The organism is Aquibaculum arenosum, assembly GCF_029222965.1.
In the GTDB taxonomy this organism is placed as follows: Bacteria; Pseudomonadota; Alphaproteobacteria; order Kiloniellales; family DSM-21159; genus Aquibaculum; species Aquibaculum arenosum.
On record NZ_JARHUD010000001.1, the window covers coordinates 446,944 to 465,253 of the forward strand.

Below are 18,310 nucleotides of genomic sequence, written 5' to 3' on the forward strand. Positions count from 1 at the left end.
CCTGCCAGAAAGGAGAGACGATGAGCGAAGCGAGCACGACACCGGTCGCAGACACGTCCGGTTTCCGCATGTTGCATACCATGATTCGGGTGAAGGACCTGGATAAGTCCCTGGACTTCTATACGCGTCTGCTGGGCATGACTCAGTTGCGCAAGCAGGACTATCCCAGCGGTGAATTCACCCTGGCTTTCGTGGGCTACGGTGACGAAAGCAACAACACAGTGATCGAACTGACCCACAACTGGGGGCAGGAAGAGCCCTATACCCACGGGTCAGGCTTCGGGCACCTGGCCATCGGCGTGCCGGATATCTACGGCACCTGTGAGAAGCTAGAGGCCGAAGGCGTGAAGATTCCTCGCCCGCCCGGACCGATGAAGCACGGCGGCTCCGTGATTGCCTTCATCGAGGACCCCGACGGCTACAAGATCGAGTTGATCGAGCGGAGCTGAATCAGCCTGCCGTTCCGAATCGTCAACGCCCCGGGCTGCCGATCGCACCCCGGGGCGTTTTGCGTTTGGGATTTACCGTTGTGGTGTAGCGCCGGTGTTAGCGCTGTTCGATGGGCGGATAGTCGCGCAGCGTCGAGCCGTTGTAGAGCTGGCGCGGACGGCCAATGCGCTGGCCCGGATCCTCGATCATCTCGTTCCACTGCGCGATCCAGCCCACGGTGCGGGCCAGGGCGAAAAGCGCTGTGAACATCGAGGTCGGGAAACCCAGAGCCTTGAGCACGATGCCGGAATAGAAGTCGACGTTGGGAAAGAGCTTCTTTTCGTTGAAGTAGTCATCCTCCAGCGCGATCCGCTCCAGCTCCATGGCCAGTTCCAGCAGCGGCTCGTTGCGCAGACCCAGTTCGTCCAGCACCTCGTGGCAGGACTTCTGCATCACCTTCGCGCGTGGGTCGTAGTTCTTGTAGACCCGGTGGCCGAAGCCCATGAGACGGAAAGGATCGTCCTTGTCTTTGGCGCGCTCGATGAACTCGGGAATGCGATCCTTATGCCCGATCTCCTCCAGCATCCGCAGAACGGCCTCGTTGGCGCCGCCGTGCGCCGGGCCCCAGAGCGAGGAGATGCCGGCTGCAATGCAGGCGAAGGGGTTTGCACCGGAGGAGCCTGCCAGGCGCACCGTGGAGGTGGAGGCGTTCTGCTCATGGTCCGCATGCAGGATGAAGATTCGATCCATGGCCCGCGAGAGCACGGGATTGATCTTGTACTCCTCCGCCGGCACCGAGAAGGTCATGTGCAGGAAGTTCGAGGCGTAGTCGAGATCGTTGCGCGGATAAACGAAGGGCTGCCCCACCGAGTACTTGTAGGCCATGGCCGCGATGGTTGGCATCTTGGCGATCAAGCGATGCGAGGCGATCAGGCGCTGGTGCGGGTCGGTGATATCGGTGCTGTCGTGGTAGAAGGCTGAAAGCGCCCCGACCACGCCCACCATGACCGCCATGGGATGGCTGTCGCGCCGGAAGCCGCGGAAGAAGTAGTTCATCTGTTCGTGCAGCATCGTGTGATAGGTGATGTTGTGCACGAACTTGTCCTTCTCTTGCTGGTTCGGCAGTTCGCCGTGCAAGAGGAGATAGCAGACTTCCATGAAGTCCGACTTCTCGGCCAGATCCTCGATGCGGTAGCCGCGATGCATCAGGAGGCCTTCGTCACCGTCGATATAGGTGATTGCTGAATCGCAGGAGGCGGTCGAGGTGAAGCCCGGGTCGTAGGTGAACATGCCCGTTTCACCATAAAGCTTGCGGATGTCGATGACCCGAGGCCCGACCTTGCCATCCAGGATCGGGAACTCCCAGCTCTGCCCGGTGTCGTTATCGGTCAGGGTGGCGGTCTTGTTGCCCTGTGACTTTGCGTTACTCATTTACTTCCCTTCCCATAGTGCCTGCCTCGCGCGGTGCACCGCCCTGAGCGGGGGCTCGCCGGGGCGAGCCATGGGTGCAGCGCAGCATAAGGCCGAAATGCCGCTGCGATCAATCGGCTGTAGAGCCCGATTGTCTCGTTGCGGTGATTGCGTCGTCGATGCGGCCCAAAGCTTCTTCCCGCCCAAGCACGGCGGCGACTTCGAAGATACCAGGTGAGACGTTGGAGCCAGCCAAAGCCGCGCGCAACGGCTGCGCCACGGCACCCAGCTTGACCGCTTGGGCCTCTGCTTGTGCGCGCACGGCCTGCTCGATGGCGGCTTCCGACCAGTCCGGCAGCCCCGCGAGGTGGTCGCGCAGGGCGCTCAACAGTTCCGGTGCCCTCTCGGCGCCCAGCAGCTTTTCGGCCTTGGCGTTGTAGGTGAGCGGCCGCTGCGCGACGTAGAAGTGCGCCAGTTCGGCCAACTCGACAAGCGTGCGCGCCCGCGGCTTTAAGCCGGCCATGCCGGCGAGCAGGCGCTGCCGTTCGGTTTCGCCGACCTCTTCCTCAAAGCGCTCCACGATGAGATCGACCAGCCGCGCATCCTCGGCTTCGCGCAGATAGTGGGCGTTCAGATGCTCAAGTTTCTGGAAATCGAAACGCGATGCCGAGCGGCCGACGGCGGGCAGGTCAAACCAGGCGATTGCCTGCTCGGTGGAAATGATTTCCTCGTCGCCATGCCCCCAGCCGAGCCGCAGCAGATAGTTGCGCAGCGCTTCGGGCAGGTAGCCCATGTCGCGATAGGTTTCCACGCCCAGCGCTCCGTGACGCTTGGAAAGTTTGGCACCGTCGGGACCATGAATCAGCGGTATGTGCGCAAAGCGCGGCACCTCCCAGCCCAGCGCCCGATAGAGTTGGGTCTGGCGGAAAGCGTTGGTCAGATGGTCGTCGCCGCGAATGACATGGGTGATGCCCATGTCGTGGTCGTCCACCACCACGGACAGCATGTAGGTGGGCGAGCCGTCAGCGCGCAGCAGCACCATGTCGTCCAGTTGATCGTTGGCGACGCGGACGCTGCCTTGGACTTCGTCCTCGATCACCGTCTCGCCCTCGGTGGGTGCTTTCAGGCGAACGACCGGATCCACACCTTCGGGCGCTTCCGCCGGATCGCGATCGCGCCAACGCCCGTCGTAGCGCATCGGACGGCCTTCCGTGCGCGCGAGCTGACGCATCTGCTCCAGCTCTTCCTGGCTCGCATAGCAGTGGTAGGCGTGGCCGCTCTCCAGCAGGCTGCGCGCCAGTTCCGCATGCCGCTCGGCGCGCGCGGACTGATAGACAACCTCGTCGTCCCACTCCAGCCCCAGCCATTGCAGACCATCGAGGATCGCCTCGATCGCTTCCGGAGTGGAGCGCTTGCGGTCGGTGTCCTCGATGCGCAGACGGAACTGCCCACCGTGGTGCCGGGCGTAGAGCCAATTAAACAGCGCCGTACGGGCGCCGCCTATGTGCAGGAACCCCGTCGGGGAGGGAGCAAAGCGGGTGACGACACTCATGCGCCGGAGTGGCCTCCTGTAAGTTCGAACAAGGAACGCAGCCTGCATGCCGCGGCAGTGTGACCACGCGACGGCGTGTCTAGCACAGGAGAAAGCCGCGCGCACGGGCGACGACAGCTGGGCCCGTTCAGGCCTGCTTGTCGCTTCCGTCGCAAGGAGTGTTCAGGTTAGAAAAACAGGCTAAAATAGCAATCGCCCCTTTCACCGGCCGCACAAGGCGGGTCATGCCGACAGCAGCCCATCTGCGCGCTTTCCTGTTCACCCGCCTGCTGGAGGAGCGGGAGCGCTGGATCCTCTGGCTTGCGCCGCTGCTGGCGCTCGGCATTGCGGTCTATTTCCTGTTGCCGTTCGAGCCAGCGCTGTGGACGACGCTCCCCTTGTGGGTGCCGTTGGCTGCGGCGGCAGTGCGCTGGCGGCGCGACCGCGAGGGGGTGCTGCTGACGCTAGCCTGCGCTGTCTGTCTGCTCGGCTTCCAGGTTGCGCAACTGCGCAGCCACGTCGTTGCGGCACCGGTGCTGACTCGAGAGATCGGGCCACTCAACGTGGAGGGGCGGGTGGTGGTCGCGGAGCCGCTGCTGCGTGGCTATCGCTTTCTGCTCGACGAGGCAGTGCTCGAAGATGTGTCAGCCGATGCCACGCCGGCCTTCCTGCGCATCGCGGCGCGTTCGGCCAGCCGCTCGGTCGCGCCAGGCACCCGGATGCGCTTTCTCGCGCGCTTGCGACCGCCACCGGCACCGGCGGCGCCGGGGGATTATGATTTCGCCCGTGCGGCCTGGTTTCAAAGGTTGGGGGGTGTGGGTTTTGCCTACGGGCCGCCCGAACTGATAGCTGAAGCCCCGCAGACGCAGGGGCTGGCTGCGCGCTGGCAAGGCTTCTGGAGCGGCATGCGCCAAAGCGTGACCGAACGGGTGCTCGCCGTCCTGCCCCAGCCCAGCGCGGGCGTGGCCGTTGCGCTGCTGACGGGACAGCGGGGCGCCATCCAGTCGGAGGCGCTGGACGCCTTCCGTGATTCGGGCCTGGCGCATCTACTAGCCATCTCGGGCCTTCACATTGGGCTCGTGGCCGGGTCGCTCTTCCTCGTGGTCCGCTCAGCATTGGCACTCTGGCCGGCAGTGGCGCTGCGCCATCCCATCAAACGCTATGCCGCCGTAGTGGCTCTGTTCGGAGCCGGCGTCTATTTGCTTTTGGCGGGCGCGCCGGTTCCGACCCAGAGGGCATTCCTGATGACGGCGCTGGTTCTGCTGGGGGTTCTGACCGATCGCACAGCCATCAGCTTGCGTCTGGTCGCCTGGGCGGCGATTGCGGTTCTGCTCCTGACCCCGGAAAGTTTGCTGTCCGCCAGCTTTCAGCTGTCCTTTGCCGCCGTCGTGGCGCTGGTGGCCGGATACGAGTCGCTGCGGTCCTGGCGTGACCGGCGCTGGCGTGATGGCGGCACACGCCGCTATCCCCGGCCCCTGGTCTATCTCGGCGGACTGCTGCTGACCTCACTCATCGCCGGGGTGGCCACAGCACCCTTCACGCTGCACCACTTCGAGACCGTGCCGCTCTACGGCATTCTGGCCAATCTCTTTGCCGTGCCTGTCACCACGATGCTGGTCATGCCACTGGCCATTGCGTCCTTGCTGGTCATGCCGTTGGGTTGGGAGGCGACGCCGCTTTGGCTCATGGGGCAGGGGATCGACGTGGTTCTCGGGGTGGCCGACACGGTCGGCGCGCTCGAAGGCGCGGTCCTGCGCTTGCCGGCCATGGCGTCATGGGGGTTTATCGCCTGTGTGGCTGGCGGTCTCTGGCTGTGCCTTTGGCGCCGGCCATGGCGCGTGGCGGGACTGCTGCCGCTTCTGCTCGGCCTCGGATCCAGCGCCTGGACTTCGCCTCCGGATCTGGTGCTGTCAGGGGACGGGCGGCTGCTGGCGGTCCAGAGCCAGGAAGGGGGGCTGCTGTTCAACTCGCGCCGCGTCAATCGCTTCTCCGCCGAGCAATGGCTCGGACGGGCAGGGCTGGCGGAGGGCGAGGTCTTGCCCCAGGCCGGAGACCTTTCTCATCCTCACATCGCCTGCGACGACCTGGGCTGCGTGCTGACCCGCGGCGGTCTCGAGGTGGCTGTGGTCTTCGAGGGAGACGCTCTGGAGGAGGATTGCCGCCGGGCCGACCTGCTGTTGGCCGCGATTCCCGTACCGCCCGGCTGCGCTGAAGGAGTTGATCGGCCAGAGCAGGTGATCGACCGGCACGACCTTCGACGCCACGGCGGACTCGCGTTGTGGCTGGAAGGTGCGGGGCGCTATCGCTTGCAGCGCGTTTCTGAGCAACGTGGCCGCCGCCCTTGGAGCCGGATCAATGCCGACTAGCTGATGCGGGCACCACTGGTTTGCCGCTCAGTAGCGGCGGATCAGTCCGACCAGGCGTCCTTGCACCTGCACCCGATCCGGCGGGAAAAGCCGTGTTTCGAAGGTGGGATTGGCGGGCTCGAGCGCGATGGCGCCCTTGCGCTTGCGCAGGCGTTTGAGAGTGACCTCTTCGCCGTCCACCAGTGCGACGACAATCTCCCCGTTCTCAGCATCTTCGCAACGCTGGATGATGACCGTGTCGCCGTCGTGAATGCCAGCCTCGATCATCGAATCGCCTTCGACCTCAAGGGCGTAGTGGTCGCCGCGACTCAGCAGGCTACGCGGCACCTGCATGTAGTTCGACTCGTCGCGCAATGCTTCGATCGGCGTACCGGCAGCGATGCGGCCGTAAAGCGGGAGCGCAGCGATTGCGCTTTCACCACCCGGGATTGCTCCTCCTTGCGGCTTGCCCTGGGCGCGCAGCGGGGCGGCCGAAGCACGCGTGCTTTCCACCAGGCTCGGGGTGAAACGCCGTGCTTCGCCAGTGGCGGCAGTGGAACTGTGACCATGCGGTCCTGCCACTTCGTCAGGCAGGCGCAGAATCTCGATGGCGCGGGCGCGGTGCGGCAGGCGGCGAATGAAGCCCCGCTCCTCCAGGCCGGTGATCAATCGGTGGATACCGGACTTGGACTTGAGGGCGAGCGCATCCTTCATTTCGTCGAAGGAAGGGGATACCCCCTCCTCGCTCAGATGGCGATGCAGGAAGAGCAGAAGCTGGTGCTGCTTACGGGTCAGCATGACAGGCGTCTCCTTTGCCGGCCCGCAACGGAACGAAGCGGAAACCTACACTTGTTCTAGTGTTGTTCTGATTCCCGGTCAACCCCACCGTGGTGGCAGCGATACCTCAGCGCAGCGAACGTCTTCAGCGCACGTCCTGACGCTCGGCCTCCGGATCGAAGGTGGACCAGCCCGGCGTCTGGCCCGAGGCCTGCGGCTCGGGTGCAGGGAGCTGCTTGGGATCGACCTGGTTCTCGTGCAAATGCGCTTTGGCGATCACATTGGCGGTCAGCGGTGCTGCGATGAAGAGGAAGAGGGTGATCAGCAGCTCGTGGACGGAGAAGAGGTTTTCGTAGAACAGGAAGTAGGCCATAGAGGCGATGAGGATGCTGCCGACACCCAGAGTGGTGGCCTTGGTCGGGGCGTGCAGGCGCATCATGGTGTCCGGCAGCTTCGCCAGTCCGTAGGATCCGACCAGACCGAAGATGCTGCCAACGACGATCAAGAAGGCGACCACTGCTTCCGCGAGAAAGTCCATGTTCTCTCCTCCCTATTCGATGATGTCGCCGCGCAGGATGAACTTGCAGAAGGCCACGGTTGAGACGAATCCGACCATGGCGAACAGCAGCGCCGCTTCGAAGTAGACCGTGGTCTCCTGGGCAATGCCATAGAGCATGATCAGCGCGATGGCGTTGATGACCATGGTGTCCAGGGCCAGGATCCGGTCCGGCATGCCCGGGCCGAGGACCAGGCGATAGAGATTGAGCAGCACAGCCAGGCCAATGGCGGCAAATCCGAAAGTGACGGCAGCGGCGATCATTCGAAGATCTCCCTGAGGCGCGCTTCGTAGCGCTGCTTGATGTCTCGCACCGTTGCCTCCGGATCGCCGGTATCAAGGCAGTGCACCAAGAGGCTGCGGTTGTCGGCCGAGAGGTCGCTGCTGACCGTGCCTGGCGTCATGGTGATGGTGCCTGCGAGAACGGCAATCGCCTCCGGGGACTTGAGCTCTAGCGGGATGCTCACGAAGACCGGCCGCAGTTCCTCGTTCTTCTTGAAGAGGATCAGGTAAGCCACCTGGACGTTGGCGATTACGATGTCCCAAAGCACCACCAGGCAGTAGCCGGCGATCCGGAAGGGTTTGTAGACCCGTGGCGCATCGGGCCAGAAGCGCCTGGTGAAGTAGGGAATGAGCAGGCCGAGGATCAGTCCGAGCACCAGAGCGCCCACACTGAACTCGTTCAGCAAGAGTAGCCAGACCCCGGTCAGCACGAGGGTCAGAAGGGGGTTCGGAATGACGCGTTTGAGCATCGGCTCGTCCTGCCTCAGAAATCTGACACGGTGAAGGGCGCCTCGGGGCCCAAGACGGCTGCGATGTAACCGCGTGGCTCGAAGAGTTGCGCCGCCGTGCCGTCGAGGAAGTCCATCACCGGGCCGGCAAAGGCCGTCAGCAGCACCGTAGAGAACAGCAGCAGGGCGATGGCCACCAGTGGCATGGCGGCCGGAGGTGCCGCGACTTCGGCCTCACCGGCACCTCCCTCGATCGCCGTGGGCTTCCAGAAGACCCGGCTGCCGGCGCGCGCGAAGCCCAGCAGCATCAGCACCGAGGTGCTAAGCAGCAGCACCCAGGCCCAGCTTCCGAGCGGCACCCCACGCACGCCGTCGAGAATCAGCAGCTTGCCAACGAAGCCACTCAGCGGCGGCATACCCACCATGGCAATGGCGGCAACAAAGAAAAGTGCCGAGAGCAGGCCGATGTGCGGATAGCGCGGTGCGGGCGCCAAGCTGTCGTCATGGCTGCCGCGCCGCTGAGCGACCTGGTCGGCCAGAAGGAACAGGGCCGCTGCCACGAAGGTGGAATGCATGAGATAATACAGCCCGGCAGATGTTGCCGTGACTGTGAAGGCGCCCAAAGCGATCAGCAGGGTGCCCATGGAGCCGATGGTGCCGAAACAGACCATCCAGCGCAGGCTGCGTGCCGCGACAACGCCCACCATGCCCAGCACCAAAGTGACCAGGGCCGCGGGCATCAGCCAGGGTGCGGCCAGCCAGGCCGCCTCGCCGGCCCCCTCGCCAAAGATCAGAGTAAAGACCCGTAGGATGGAATAGGCGCCCACCTTGGTCATGATGGCGAAGAGGGCGGCCACTGGCGCGCTGGCGGCGGCATAGGTTTGCGGCAGCCAGAAGTGCAGCGGGACCAGTGCCGCCTTGATCGCGAACACCACAAGGAGCAGCAGGCCGCCGGTGCGCAACAGTGCTTGATCGGCTTCAGGCACCAGCGGTACGCGCACGGCCAGATCGGCCATGTTGAGTGTACCAGTCACGCCGTAGATCAGGCCGAGCGCGATCAGGAAAAGGGTGGAGCCGGCCAGGTTGACGGCCACGTACTGGAAGCCGGCGCGCAGGCGTTCGGCGCCTGCGCCGTGAAGCATCAGGCCATAGGAGGCGATCAGCAGCACCTCGAAGAAGACGAAGAGGTTGAAGAGGTCACCTGTGAGGAAAGCCCCGGCAACCCCCATCATCTGGAACTGGAAGAGCGCGTGGAAGTGACGTCCCCGGGTGTCCCAGGTCTGCACCGCATACATCAGGACTAGCAGGGCAAGCAGCGAGGCCAGCACCAGCATCAGCGCCGACAGGCGGTCCAGCACCATCACGATGCCGAAGGGCGCCGGCCAGTTACCAAGGTCATAGACCTGCGGCGGCCCGCCGGTTGCCTGGATCAGCAGCCCAATGGACACGGCCAGCATGGCGGTGATGCCGGCGATGGAGAAGCAACGTTGCAGCACGATATCGTGCCGGGCTGCCAGGACGATCAGCGGTGCAACCAGCGACGGCAGAACGATGGGGACGAGGATCCAGTGGTTCATTCGCGCGTTCCACCCTCGGCAGTCTCACCGTCCACATGGTCGCTGCCGCTTTCCAAAAAGGAGCGCAAGGCCAGCACGACGATCAGGGCAGTCATGCCGAAGGAGATGACAATGGCCGTCAGCACCAGGGCTTGGGGCAGTGGGTCTGTATAGTTGTCCAACTCGAGGAGCAGCACCGGCGGGCGGTCGATGGTCAAGCGCCCCATGCTGAACAACAGCACATTCACGGCGTAGGACAGTAGCGCCATGCCGATCACCACCGGGAAACTGCGCCCGCGCAGGATCATGTAGACGCCTGCCGCGGTCAGCACGCCGACACCGCTTGCGAGGAGATACTCCATTGCCCGCTCCCTAGTGTTGCGAGGCGATCGGGTGAGAGCCGCCACCTGTTTCGGCGAGTCTCCCGATCCGCGAAAGATTGGCCAGCGCCAGCATCACCGCGCCCACGACCGTGAGGAACACACCCACGTCAAAGGCCATCGCCGTGGCAACCTCGAAGGTACCGACCACCGGCAGGGACACATAGGTGAAGTCGCTGGTCAGGAAGGGCCGCTCGGCGATCCAGGCGGCAACGCCGGTCAGGCCGGCAACCAGCACGCCCAACCCGATCACCGCGTGGTAGTCGACCCGCACCCGGGCGTGCGCCCATTGGAAGCCGCTGGCCATGTACTGAATGATCAGCGCGATCGAGACGACGAGACCGGCGATGAAGCCACCGCCCGGTTCGTTGTGACCGCGCAGGAAGATGAAGATGCCGACCAGGAGCGCGAACGGCAGCAGCGCGCGGGAGGCCACCACCAACAACAGCGGGTGAGAGTCAAAGGCTCGAGCCGTCTCCGGCACCCAGTTGGCGAGGCGCTTGCTGGCTTTTCCGTGCAGACTGCTTTCCAGTAGGGCGAAGATCGCCAGTGCAGCGATGCCGAGCACGATGATTTCGCCGTAGGTGTCGAAGCCGCGGAAATCCACCAGGATCACGTTCACCACGTTGGTCCCGCCGCCGCCGGGGTAAGAGTTGGCGAGGTGGAATTCCGAGATGCTGCCCGCAAAGAAGTCGCGCGTGGTGATGGCCAAAGTCAGCCCGGCGACGCCGAGACCGGCGAGGCCGGCCAGCACCGCATCGCGCCAGCGCCGTGGCGCAAATTCTGCTACCGGCGTCTGCTTCGGCAGGAAGTTGAGCGCGAGCAGCAGCAAGATCACCGTCACCACCTCCACGGAGATCTGCGTCAGCGCCAGGTCAGGGGCAGCAAAGTAGAAGAAACCGAGTGAGACGATGAGGCCGATAACGCCCACCAGGATCAACGTCAGCAGGCGACGATGGTGGAAGAAGACGAGCGTCAGACAGGCGGCGACGAGCAGCAGCCAGCCGATCAGGCCGAGGGGCGAAATCGGCAGCGTGGCGCGCGTGCCGGCACCGTGGCTGCCGCCGAAGAAGCCGGCGGCTCCGACCAGGATCATCGTCGCCACCATGGTGGCGAGGTAGCGCTGCAGCGAACCGTTCTGCAGGCCATCGGTGACGAAGGTCGCAGCCGCTGCCGTCCGGTCCACCAGACGGTCGAAGATGTCCTTGGCTTCAGGGCGCGGGAAGCGCTGGCGCAGGGCAACGAAGGTGCCGTAGCGCCACAGCAAGAGCAGACCAAGGGCAAGCGCGATCATGCTCATGATCAGGGCAGCGTTTACACCGTGCCAGATCTTGATATCGACGACCGGCGCGGTGCCGTTTGTGACCGCATTGGAAGCCACCTGGACCAACGGACCCGCGATGGCCTGCGGCAGCAGGCCTATGGCCACCACCAGCACCACCAGCAGACCGGCCGGCGCCCACATGCCAAACGGCGGGTCGTGGGGGTGGCTCGGGTAGTCGTGCCGCTCCTTGCCCAAGAACACGTGGATGGCGTAGCGCGCTGAATAGGCGACCGAAAAGACCGCGCCGACCGTGGCTAGAACCGGCAGGATCCACTCTTGCCCCAGGTAGTAAGTGTGGCTTGCCTCGTAGAGCATCATCTCTTTCGAGAGGAAACCGTTGAACAGCGGCAAGCCTGCCGAGGAAGCGGCGGCAATCATGGCGATGGTCGCTGTGATCGGCATCAGGGTAACGAGGCCACCCAGGCGCTTGGCGTCACGGGTCCCAACCTCGTGGTCGACGATGCCCGCGGTCATGAAGAGCGCCGCCTTGAAAGTCGCGTGATTGAGGATGTGGAATACGGCCGCGAGTGCTGCCATGGGCGTGCCGAAGCCCAGCAGCATGGTCATCAGGCCGAGCTGGCTGACTGTGGAAAAGGCAAGCAGGCCCTTCAGGTCGTCCTTGAAGATGGAGATCCAGGCGCCGACGATCATGGTCACCAGGCCGGCGGTCGCGACGATGTAGAACCACTCCGGCGTGCCCGCCAGGGCCGGCCACATCCGCGCCATCAGGAAGACGCCGGCCTTCACCATGGTGGCGCTGTGCAGATAGGCGCTGACCGGGGTGGGGGCGGCCATGGCGTGCGGCAGCCAGAAGTGAAAGGGGAACTGCGCCGACTTGGTAAAGGCGCCGCCAAGGATCAGCAGCAGGGCTGGCAGGTAGAGCGGAGACGCCTTGATCGCCTCGCCGGACTGCAGGATGACCGTGAGGTCGTAGGAACCGGCGATGTTGCCCAGGATCAGCATGCCGGCGATCATTGCCATGCCGCCCGACCCGGTGACCATCAGTGCCATGCGCGCGCCCTGGCGGCCCTCCGGCAGGTGCTTCCAGTAGCCGATCAGCAGGAAGGACGAGAGGCTGGTCAACTCCCAGAAGATCAGCAGCAGCAGGATGTTGTCGGACAGCGTGATGCCCACCATCGCGCCCTGGAAGAGCAACAGATAGACATAAAACAGGCCCATTGGGTCCTGCTTGCTGAGGTAGAAGCGCGCGTAAACGATGATCAGCAGACCAATGCCGAGGATCAGCAGCGCGAAAAAGAAGCCGAGGCCGTCCAGAAAGAAATTGGCATTGAGACCCAAGCCCGGCAGCCATTCGAATCGCGCCTGGATCACCTCGCCCCCGAAAACCGCCGGAGCGTAGCTCAACAGCAGGATGAGGGAAGTCAGCGTTACGGAACCTGCGGTCAGCGCGCAGGCGTTCCGGCCGGCGCGAATCATGAGCGCGGGCAGAATGGCCCCGATGAACGGTAGCAGGGCGATCAGGACGAGACTCATGGCTCTCCCTAGCGTTGGCCTGACGGTTCCGGAACCCCCCGGAAGGTTGGCGCAAGATTAGGGACCGCGCCTTCCGGGTCAAGAAAACCCGGACATGCCCGTGTCGGTTTTTTGTGAAGGTTAGGAGCGCGGCTGTGACTCGGGCAGCCAGGGCAGGAGCCGCCGGCCGAGAAAGTCGACTGCGTAGTAGAGCAGCAGCGCCATGGCGGTGAGGACCAGCAGGGCGGCGAACATCAGGTCGGTTTGCATGCGTGCATTGGCGTTGAGCATCAAGTGGCCCAGGCCCGCGCTAGAGCCCACCCACTCACCCACCACGGCGCCGATGGGGGCGACGGCCGTGGCGACGCGCAGGCCCGAGGTGAAGGCGGGCAGGGCGGCGGGAATCGCGATGTGGCGCAGGATGGCATAACGGGTGCCCCCCATGGTCTGGGCCAGCGCGAGCCAGCCCGGATCGGTGCGCCTCAGCCCGTCATAGAAGGCGGCCGTCACGGGAAAGAAGATGATCAATGTCGCCATGGCCACCTTGCTGGCCATGCCATAGCCCAACCAGAGCACGAGCAGCGGCGCCAGGGCGAAGACGGGGATCGCCTGACTAGCCACCAGCAGCGGCAGGAGCCAGCGGCGCAGGACAGTCGCCGAAGCCAACAGCAGGGCAGCTATGGTCCCAAGCAGCACGCCAAGCAGCAGGCCCAGGAGAATCTCCGCGGCGGTGACGCTGGCATGCCCCAGTAAGAGGGGCCAACGCTGCACAAGTGTTGCGCCAACGGCCTGCGGGCTGGGCAGGATGAAGGGCGGGACGGCCGTCACCCAGACCAGCGCCTGCCAGAGCAGCAGCAGCCCGAGTGTCACCGTCGCGGCGCGCAGCAACCCCATGGCTTATGCCCCTTCTTTGCGGCGAAGGGCGGCAAGGAGGCGCGCCTGCAGCGCCAGAAGGCTGGGGTCGTCTGGCGCGCGCGGCGGCATGCCCGGCGGCGCGAAGGCCTCGCTTATCCGGGCTGGTCGCCCCGTGAGCACCAGCAGGTGATGGCCCAGGCGCAGGGCTTCCAGCGGATCGTGGGTGACCAGCAGCACCGTGCGCCCGGCAAGCAGGCCACCGGCGAGGTCCTGGAGTTCCAGGCGGGTGACAGCGTCCAGCGCCGCAAAGGGCTCGTCCATAAAGATGACGGGCTGGTTCTCGTAGAGGGTGCGAGCCAGGGCGACGCGCTGACGCATGCCACCGGACAGCGCAGCCGGCACACTGTCTGCGCGCTCGGCAAGGCCAACCTGTTCCAGGAGATGCAGGCGGCGTGCGTGCTTTGGGGGCTGCCGGCGCAGGCGGTCGCCGAGCGTGACGTTATCCTGGACGTTCAGCCAGGGGAGCAGCAGGTCCTGCTGCGCCATCCAGGCGACCCGTCCCTGTAGGGCGGCGCCGTCGCTGGCCTCAATCTTGCCTTCGGCGGCGGCGTTCAGCCCCGCAAGCAGGGCGAGGAGGCTGGATTTCCCCACGCCGGAGGGGCCCAGGAGACAGCTCGTGCGTCCGGCCGGCAGGTTTAGCGAGAGGTTGTCGAAAAGCGCCACGCCCTCGTAGTGCAAGCGGGCACCGCTCAACCTGATGCCGGGGGCGGCATCCGGCGTATCGAATCCTACGGAAGACAAGGTCGGCCACGCTCCCTTCGCGGGCATTATCCCGGCAGGTTCAGGGGGTCGCGACCTGTCGTCGCCTCTCAGCCGCGCCTATAGCGGCTCCCCCGGTGCATCGGCAGAGACTATGCCGCGCTCTCGAGACGGGTTCCAGAGGAAAGGCGGTCGGCACAAGAGATTGCAGTCGGGGACTTGGAATGGGCCTGCAGCGTTACGATCTCTCGCGAGCACACTCACGAACAAGGAGCCATCGATGATCAACGCCAAGTCCCTCCTCGACCAGTTCATGGGATCGGGGGGTGCGAGCGGCCTAGGTGAGAAGGCACAAAGCGCCCTGGGTGGCGGCATGTCCGGTGGCATGTCCGGTGCCTTGGGCGGTGCGGCCGCCGGCGGCTTGCTGGCCCTGCTCGTCAGTTCCAAGGGCGCCCGCAAGATCGGCGGCAAGGCGTTGACCTATGGCGGCGCCGCGGCGGTCGGCGCTTTGGCTTTCCGCGCCTGGCAGAACTATCAACAAGGCAAGGCGCCCGGTGCTGCCGACACGCCGACGGAGCCGCTGTTGCCGCCCAAGGACAGCGCCTTCGATGCGGAGAACAGCGCTGCCGCAGACGGCCTGCCATTCCCGCTAACCCTGGTGCGGACGATGATCGCCGCCGCCAAGGCGGACGGGCATGTGGATGCCGAGGAGCAGAAGAAGCTCTTCGATCATGTCGATCGCCAGGGGTTCGACAACGAAACCAAGGCCTGGATGTTCGATGAGCTGCGCAAGGAGCAGGATGTCGCCGAGCTGGCGCGGGCGGCGCAGGGGCCGGAGCAGGCCGCCGAGATCTATCTCGCGGCGCGCATGACCATCGATCCCGACGATCCGCAGGAGCAGCGTTTCCTGCGCGAACTCTCCGCCAGACTCGATTTGCCGGGAGAACTGGTGCAGCACCTGGACGCGGAGGTGGAGGCTCAGGCGCGCGCCTGAGCCTCACTCAGACCCCCGGGAAGGTATCAGGCCGCGTCGGCCTGGACCTTGATGGAAACGATCTTGTCAGGCTTCGGCACGCTACCGGATGGGTCGCTTGCCGGCGCCTTGCTCAGGCCGTCGACCGCCTCCATGCCTTCCACGACCTCGCCCCAGACCGTGTACTGGCCATTCAGCCAGGAGGCATCGCCGAAGCAGATGAACCATTGGCTGTCCGCGCTGTTGGGGTCCTGGGTTCGCGCAGCCCCGATGGTGCCGCGCTTGAAGGGCGTGTTAGAGAATTCGGCCTTCAGCTTCCGCCCGCTGCCGCCGGTGCCGGTGCCCTGGGGACAGCCGGTCTGGGCCATGAAGCCGTCGATGACCCGATGGAAGGCCAGGCCGTCGTAGAAGCCGTCACGCACCAGCTCCTTGACCCGTGCCACGTGGTTGGGCGCCAGGTCGGGGCGCAGAGCGATGATGACGCGCCCGGAGGGCAACTCCATCACCAGTGTGTCTTCGGGCGCAGTCGCCATGTCGCCTAACTCCCTTACAAATCAGTCGATGTCAGCAAGCACGCGCATGCGCTCAATGCGGTCGGGTTCGTCGACCATGCCGTTGTTGGCCCGATCACCCTTCTTGATCGCGTCCACGGCCTCCATGCCAGAGAGCACCTGACCCCAGGCGGTGTACTGCCCGTTCAGGTTGGGGGCGCTGGCCAGCATGATGAAGAACTGACTGTTTGCACTGTCGGGATCCTGTGCCCGGGCCATGCCGAGAATGCCGCGCTGGAAGTGGCGGCGGGAAAACTCGGCTTCCAAGTCGGGCAGGTCCGAGCCGCCCATGCCGGTGCCCGTGGGATCACCGGTCTGGGCCATGAAGCCGTCGATCACGCGATGGAAGACGATCCCGTCGTAGAAGCCGTCGCGCGTCAGGGTGCGGATGCGCTCCACATGTTGCGGGGCGAGCTCCGGCAGCATCTCGATTTCCACGGTGCCGTGGGCGAGTTCCATGACGAGCACGTTCTCGGGGTCGGGCTCCGCCTCGGCCCGGGGCGCGCCCGAGCCGAGGAGGAAGATGGCCGCGGCAGCGGCGGTGAGCAGGCGGCGCATGACCTCAGCTCATCGCCTTCTGCAGGTTCTCGTCCAGCTTGTCGAGGAACTGGTTGGTGGTCAGCCATGTCTGATCGGGGCTGATCAGCAGCGCCAGATCCTTGGTCATGTGACCGCTTTCGACCGTATCGATGCAGACCTTCTCCAGGGTCTGGGCGAAGCGCACCACCTCCGGCGTGTTGTCGAAGGTGCCGCGGTAGAAGAGGCCGCGGGTCCAGGCAAAGATCGAGGCGATCGGGTTGGTCGAGGTCTCCTTGCCCTGCTGGTGCAGGCGGTAGTGGCGCGTCACGGTGCCGTGAGCCGCTTCGGCCTCGATGGTCTTGCCGTCGGGGGTCATCAGCACGGAGGTCATGAGGCCGAGCGAGCCGAAGCCCTGGGCCACGATGTCGGACTGCACGTCGCCGTCATAGTTCTTGCAGGCCCAGACAAAGCCGCCGGACCACTTCAACGCCGCCGCAACCATGTCGTCGATCAGGCGATGCTCGTAGGTGAGGCCCTTTGCGTCGAACTCCTTCTTGAACTCGGCGTCGAAGACCTCCTGGAACAGGTCCTTGAAGCGGCCGTCATAGGCCTTGAGGATCGTGTTTTTGGTCGACATGTAGACAGGATAGCCGCGCTGCAGGCCATAGTTGAAGCAGGCGCGCGCGAAACCACGGATCGATTCGTCGTGGTTGTACATGCCCATGGCGACGCCGGAATCGGGGAAGTCGTGGACTTCGTAGACGGTGGCTTCGCCGCCGTCGGCCGGCTGAAAGGTCATGGTCAGCTTGCCGGGGCCGGGCACCTTGAAGTCGGTGGCGCGGTACTGATCGCCGAAGGCGTGACGGCCGATGATGATCGGCTGGGTCCAGCCCGGCACCAGGCGCGGCACGTTCTCCATGATGATCGGCTCGCGGAAGACGGTGCCACCCAGGATGTTGCGGATGGTGCCGTTGGGCGAACGCCACATCTTCTTGAGATCGAACTCTTCGACGCGCGCCTCGTCTGGGGTGATGGTGGCGCACTTAACGCCGACGCCATGTTCCTTGATGGCATTGGCAGCGTCCACGGTGATCTGGTCGTCGGTGCGGTCACGCTCCTGCACCGAGAGGTCGTAGTACTTCAGGTCGATGTCGAGGTAGGGCAGGATCAGCTTTTGCTTGATGAAGTCCCAGATGATCCGCGTCATCTCGTCGCCGTCGAGTTCGACGACCGGGTTTGCAACCTTGATCTTTGCCATGGCCTCTCTCGTTTCCGCGTTCATCAGAAGGATCGCGCAGCCTCGAGGGCGCGCGGCGGGCGCACAATAACAGGCTTGCGGGAGCGGGCAAGACTCGCTCCGGCCGGTCAGGCCCACTTCCCGGTGATGTCGGCCCGGGCCGCGGGGCGAGCGCGTAAAGCCTCGGCCATCTCTTCCACGCCTGGAACGAAGCGCAAGAGCTCCAAATCAACTTCGCGCAGGAAGCCGCCCGCGAGCTGGGCCTGGAGCAGGTGGGACAGCGGCTGCCAGTAGCCCTGGATGTCGAGGACCACGATGGGCTTGTCGTGCAGGCCGAGCTGGCGCCAGGTCAGGACCTCGAAGAGCTCCTCCAGCGTGCCGAGGCCGCCGGGCAGGATACAGAAAGCCTCGGCCAGTTCCGCCATGCGCATTTTGCGCTCGTGCATGCTGCTGACCACTTCCAGGCGGGTCAGGCCGCGATGGCCGACCTCGTGGCGCATCAGGAAGTCGGGGATGATGCCGACCACCTCGCCGCCGGCCTCCAGACAGGCATCGGCTGCCGCGCCCATCAAGCCCACGCGCCCGCCGCCGTAGACCAGTTGAATACCTGCCTCTGCCACAAAGCGTCCCAGAGCCTGCGCGGCCTCTGCATAGGCGGGATCCTGGCCCGGCTTGGATCCGCAGTAGAGACAGATGGAGACGGGCAGGGGCATGGCAATGGTTCCGCTGTGGGATCGTTGAAAGGGACGTGGAGCAGGAGTGCACGCTACCGCTCCGACCCAAGGTCTTCCAGAGCCAGCCTGCGGCATGGAGCGACAGGTCCTGGTGCTCGTCATCCTTTATGTCACTCCCGCCGTTGCGCGCAGACGAGTTCAGGTACTACCTTCCGTGCGGTCTTTACCTT

General features: G+C 64.8%; 18 protein-coding genes and 1 riboswitch. Of the genes, 3 read left to right on the plus strand and 15 right to left on the minus strand.

All coding sequences use genetic code 11. From position 1 onward, the window contains the following. Positions 1–20: 20 nt before the first annotated feature. Complete coding sequence (gloA, locus tag P2G67_RS02055; protein WP_275819521.1) at positions 21–449, plus strand: lactoylglutathione lyase; 429 nt, start codon at positions 21–23, stop codon at positions 447–449. Between the two features lie 97 nt (positions 450–546). Here gloA and gltA read toward each other — a convergent pair whose 3' ends face one another. Both gltA and gltX read right to left on the minus strand, forming a co-directional pair. Beyond that, positions 547–1,860 (minus strand): citrate synthase, encoded by a 1,314-nt coding sequence (gene gltA, locus P2G67_RS02060; RefSeq protein ID WP_275819523.1) that lies wholly within the window; start codon positions 1,858–1,860, stop codon positions 547–549. A 109-nt stretch (positions 1,861–1,969) separates the two neighbouring features. Then, positions 1,970–3,391 (minus strand): glutamate--tRNA ligase, encoded by a 1,422-nt coding sequence (gene gltX, locus P2G67_RS02065; protein ID WP_275819525.1) that lies wholly within the window; start codon positions 3,389–3,391, stop codon positions 1,970–1,972. Positions 3,392–3,615: 224 nt separating this feature from the next. On the opposite strand from gltX, the gene P2G67_RS02070 reads away from it, so the two are divergent. After that, the gene (locus P2G67_RS02070) at positions 3,616–5,736 is read left to right on the plus strand and encodes a ComEC/Rec2 family competence protein (RefSeq protein WP_275819526.1); all 2,121 of its coding nucleotides are present in this window, start codon (positions 3,616–3,618) and stop codon (positions 5,734–5,736) included. Positions 5,737–5,763: 27 nt separating this feature from the next. On the opposite strand, the gene lexA is transcribed toward P2G67_RS02070, so the two are convergent. The 9 genes from lexA to P2G67_RS02115 all read right to left on the minus strand — a co-directional run bounded on the left by lexA (position 5,764) and on the right by P2G67_RS02115 (position 14,168). Continuing rightward, positions 5,764–6,513 carry a transcriptional repressor LexA gene (gene lexA / locus P2G67_RS02075; protein WP_275819528.1) on the minus strand — a complete coding sequence of 250 codons (750 nt, stop codon included), beginning with the start codon at positions 6,511–6,513 and terminating at the stop codon, positions 5,764–5,766. A gap of 124 nt (positions 6,514–6,637) precedes the next feature. Then, complete coding sequence (locus P2G67_RS02080) at positions 6,638–7,030, minus strand: Na+/H+ antiporter subunit G (protein WP_275819530.1); 393 nt, start codon at positions 7,028–7,030, stop codon at positions 6,638–6,640. A 12-nt stretch (positions 7,031–7,042) separates the two neighbouring features. Further along, complete coding sequence (locus tag P2G67_RS02085; protein WP_275819532.1) at positions 7,043–7,312, minus strand: K+/H+ antiporter subunit F; 270 nt, start codon at positions 7,310–7,312, stop codon at positions 7,043–7,045. Then, positions 7,309–7,800 carry a Na+/H+ antiporter subunit E gene (locus tag P2G67_RS02090; protein ID WP_275819534.1) on the minus strand — a complete coding sequence of 164 codons (492 nt, stop codon included), beginning with the start codon at positions 7,798–7,800 and terminating at the stop codon, positions 7,309–7,311. Before P2G67_RS02090 ends, P2G67_RS02085 begins: the two co-directional genes overlap by 4 nt. A 14-nt stretch (positions 7,801–7,814) precedes the next feature. Then, positions 7,815–9,356, minus strand: a complete 1,542-nt coding sequence (locus P2G67_RS02095) for a monovalent cation/H+ antiporter subunit D (RefSeq protein WP_275819536.1) — start codon at positions 9,354–9,356, stop codon at positions 7,815–7,817. After that, on the minus strand, positions 9,353–9,697 hold the full coding sequence (locus tag P2G67_RS02100) for a Na+/H+ antiporter subunit C (RefSeq protein WP_275819538.1): 345 nt from the start codon (positions 9,695–9,697) through the stop codon (positions 9,353–9,355). The genes P2G67_RS02095 and P2G67_RS02100 overlap by 4 nt, the downstream gene beginning before the upstream one ends. 10 nt (positions 9,698–9,707) lie before the next feature. Beyond that, positions 9,708–12,533 carry a monovalent cation/H+ antiporter subunit A gene (locus P2G67_RS02105; protein ID WP_275819540.1) on the minus strand — a complete coding sequence of 942 codons (2,826 nt, stop codon included), beginning with the start codon at positions 12,531–12,533 and terminating at the stop codon, positions 9,708–9,710. Positions 12,534–12,653: 120 nt separating this feature from the next. Next, positions 12,654–13,406: an ABC transporter permease gene (locus P2G67_RS02110; RefSeq protein WP_275819542.1), complete on the minus strand. Its 753-nt coding sequence runs from the start codon at positions 13,404–13,406 to the stop codon at positions 12,654–12,656. Between the two features lie 3 nt (positions 13,407–13,409). Further along, complete coding sequence (locus P2G67_RS02115; protein WP_275819544.1) at positions 13,410–14,168, minus strand: ABC transporter ATP-binding protein; 759 nt, start codon at positions 14,166–14,168, stop codon at positions 13,410–13,412. Further along, a riboswitch (TPP riboswitch) is annotated at positions 14,163–14,272 on the minus strand. (Overlaps the previous gene by 6 nt.) A 134-nt stretch (positions 14,273–14,406) precedes the next feature. On the opposite strand from P2G67_RS02115, the gene P2G67_RS02120 reads away from it, so the two are divergent. Further along, complete coding sequence (locus P2G67_RS02120) at positions 14,407–15,120, plus strand: tellurite resistance TerB family protein (RefSeq protein ID WP_275819546.1); 714 nt, start codon at positions 14,407–14,409, stop codon at positions 15,118–15,120. A 26-nt stretch (positions 15,121–15,146) separates the two neighbouring features. Here P2G67_RS02120 and P2G67_RS02125 read toward each other — a convergent pair whose 3' ends face one another. From P2G67_RS02125 to P2G67_RS02140, 4 genes are all read right to left on the minus strand, one after another. Further along, positions 15,147–15,632 carry a peptidylprolyl isomerase gene (locus P2G67_RS02125; protein ID WP_275819548.1) on the minus strand — a complete coding sequence of 162 codons (486 nt, stop codon included), beginning with the start codon at positions 15,630–15,632 and terminating at the stop codon, positions 15,147–15,149. Between the two features lie 21 nt (positions 15,633–15,653). Further along, positions 15,654–16,208, minus strand: coding sequence for a peptidylprolyl isomerase (locus P2G67_RS02130; protein WP_275819550.1), 555 nt, complete (start codon positions 16,206–16,208; stop codon positions 15,654–15,656). A gap of 4 nt (positions 16,209–16,212) precedes the next feature. Then, on the minus strand, positions 16,213–17,427 hold the full coding sequence (locus tag P2G67_RS02135) for an NADP-dependent isocitrate dehydrogenase (protein WP_275819552.1): 1,215 nt from the start codon (positions 17,425–17,427) through the stop codon (positions 16,213–16,215). A gap of 107 nt (positions 17,428–17,534) precedes the next feature. Then, positions 17,535–18,119: an LOG family protein gene (locus P2G67_RS02140; protein ID WP_275819554.1), complete on the minus strand. Its 585-nt coding sequence runs from the start codon at positions 18,117–18,119 to the stop codon at positions 17,535–17,537. Between the last annotated feature and the right edge of the window lie 191 nt (positions 18,120–18,310).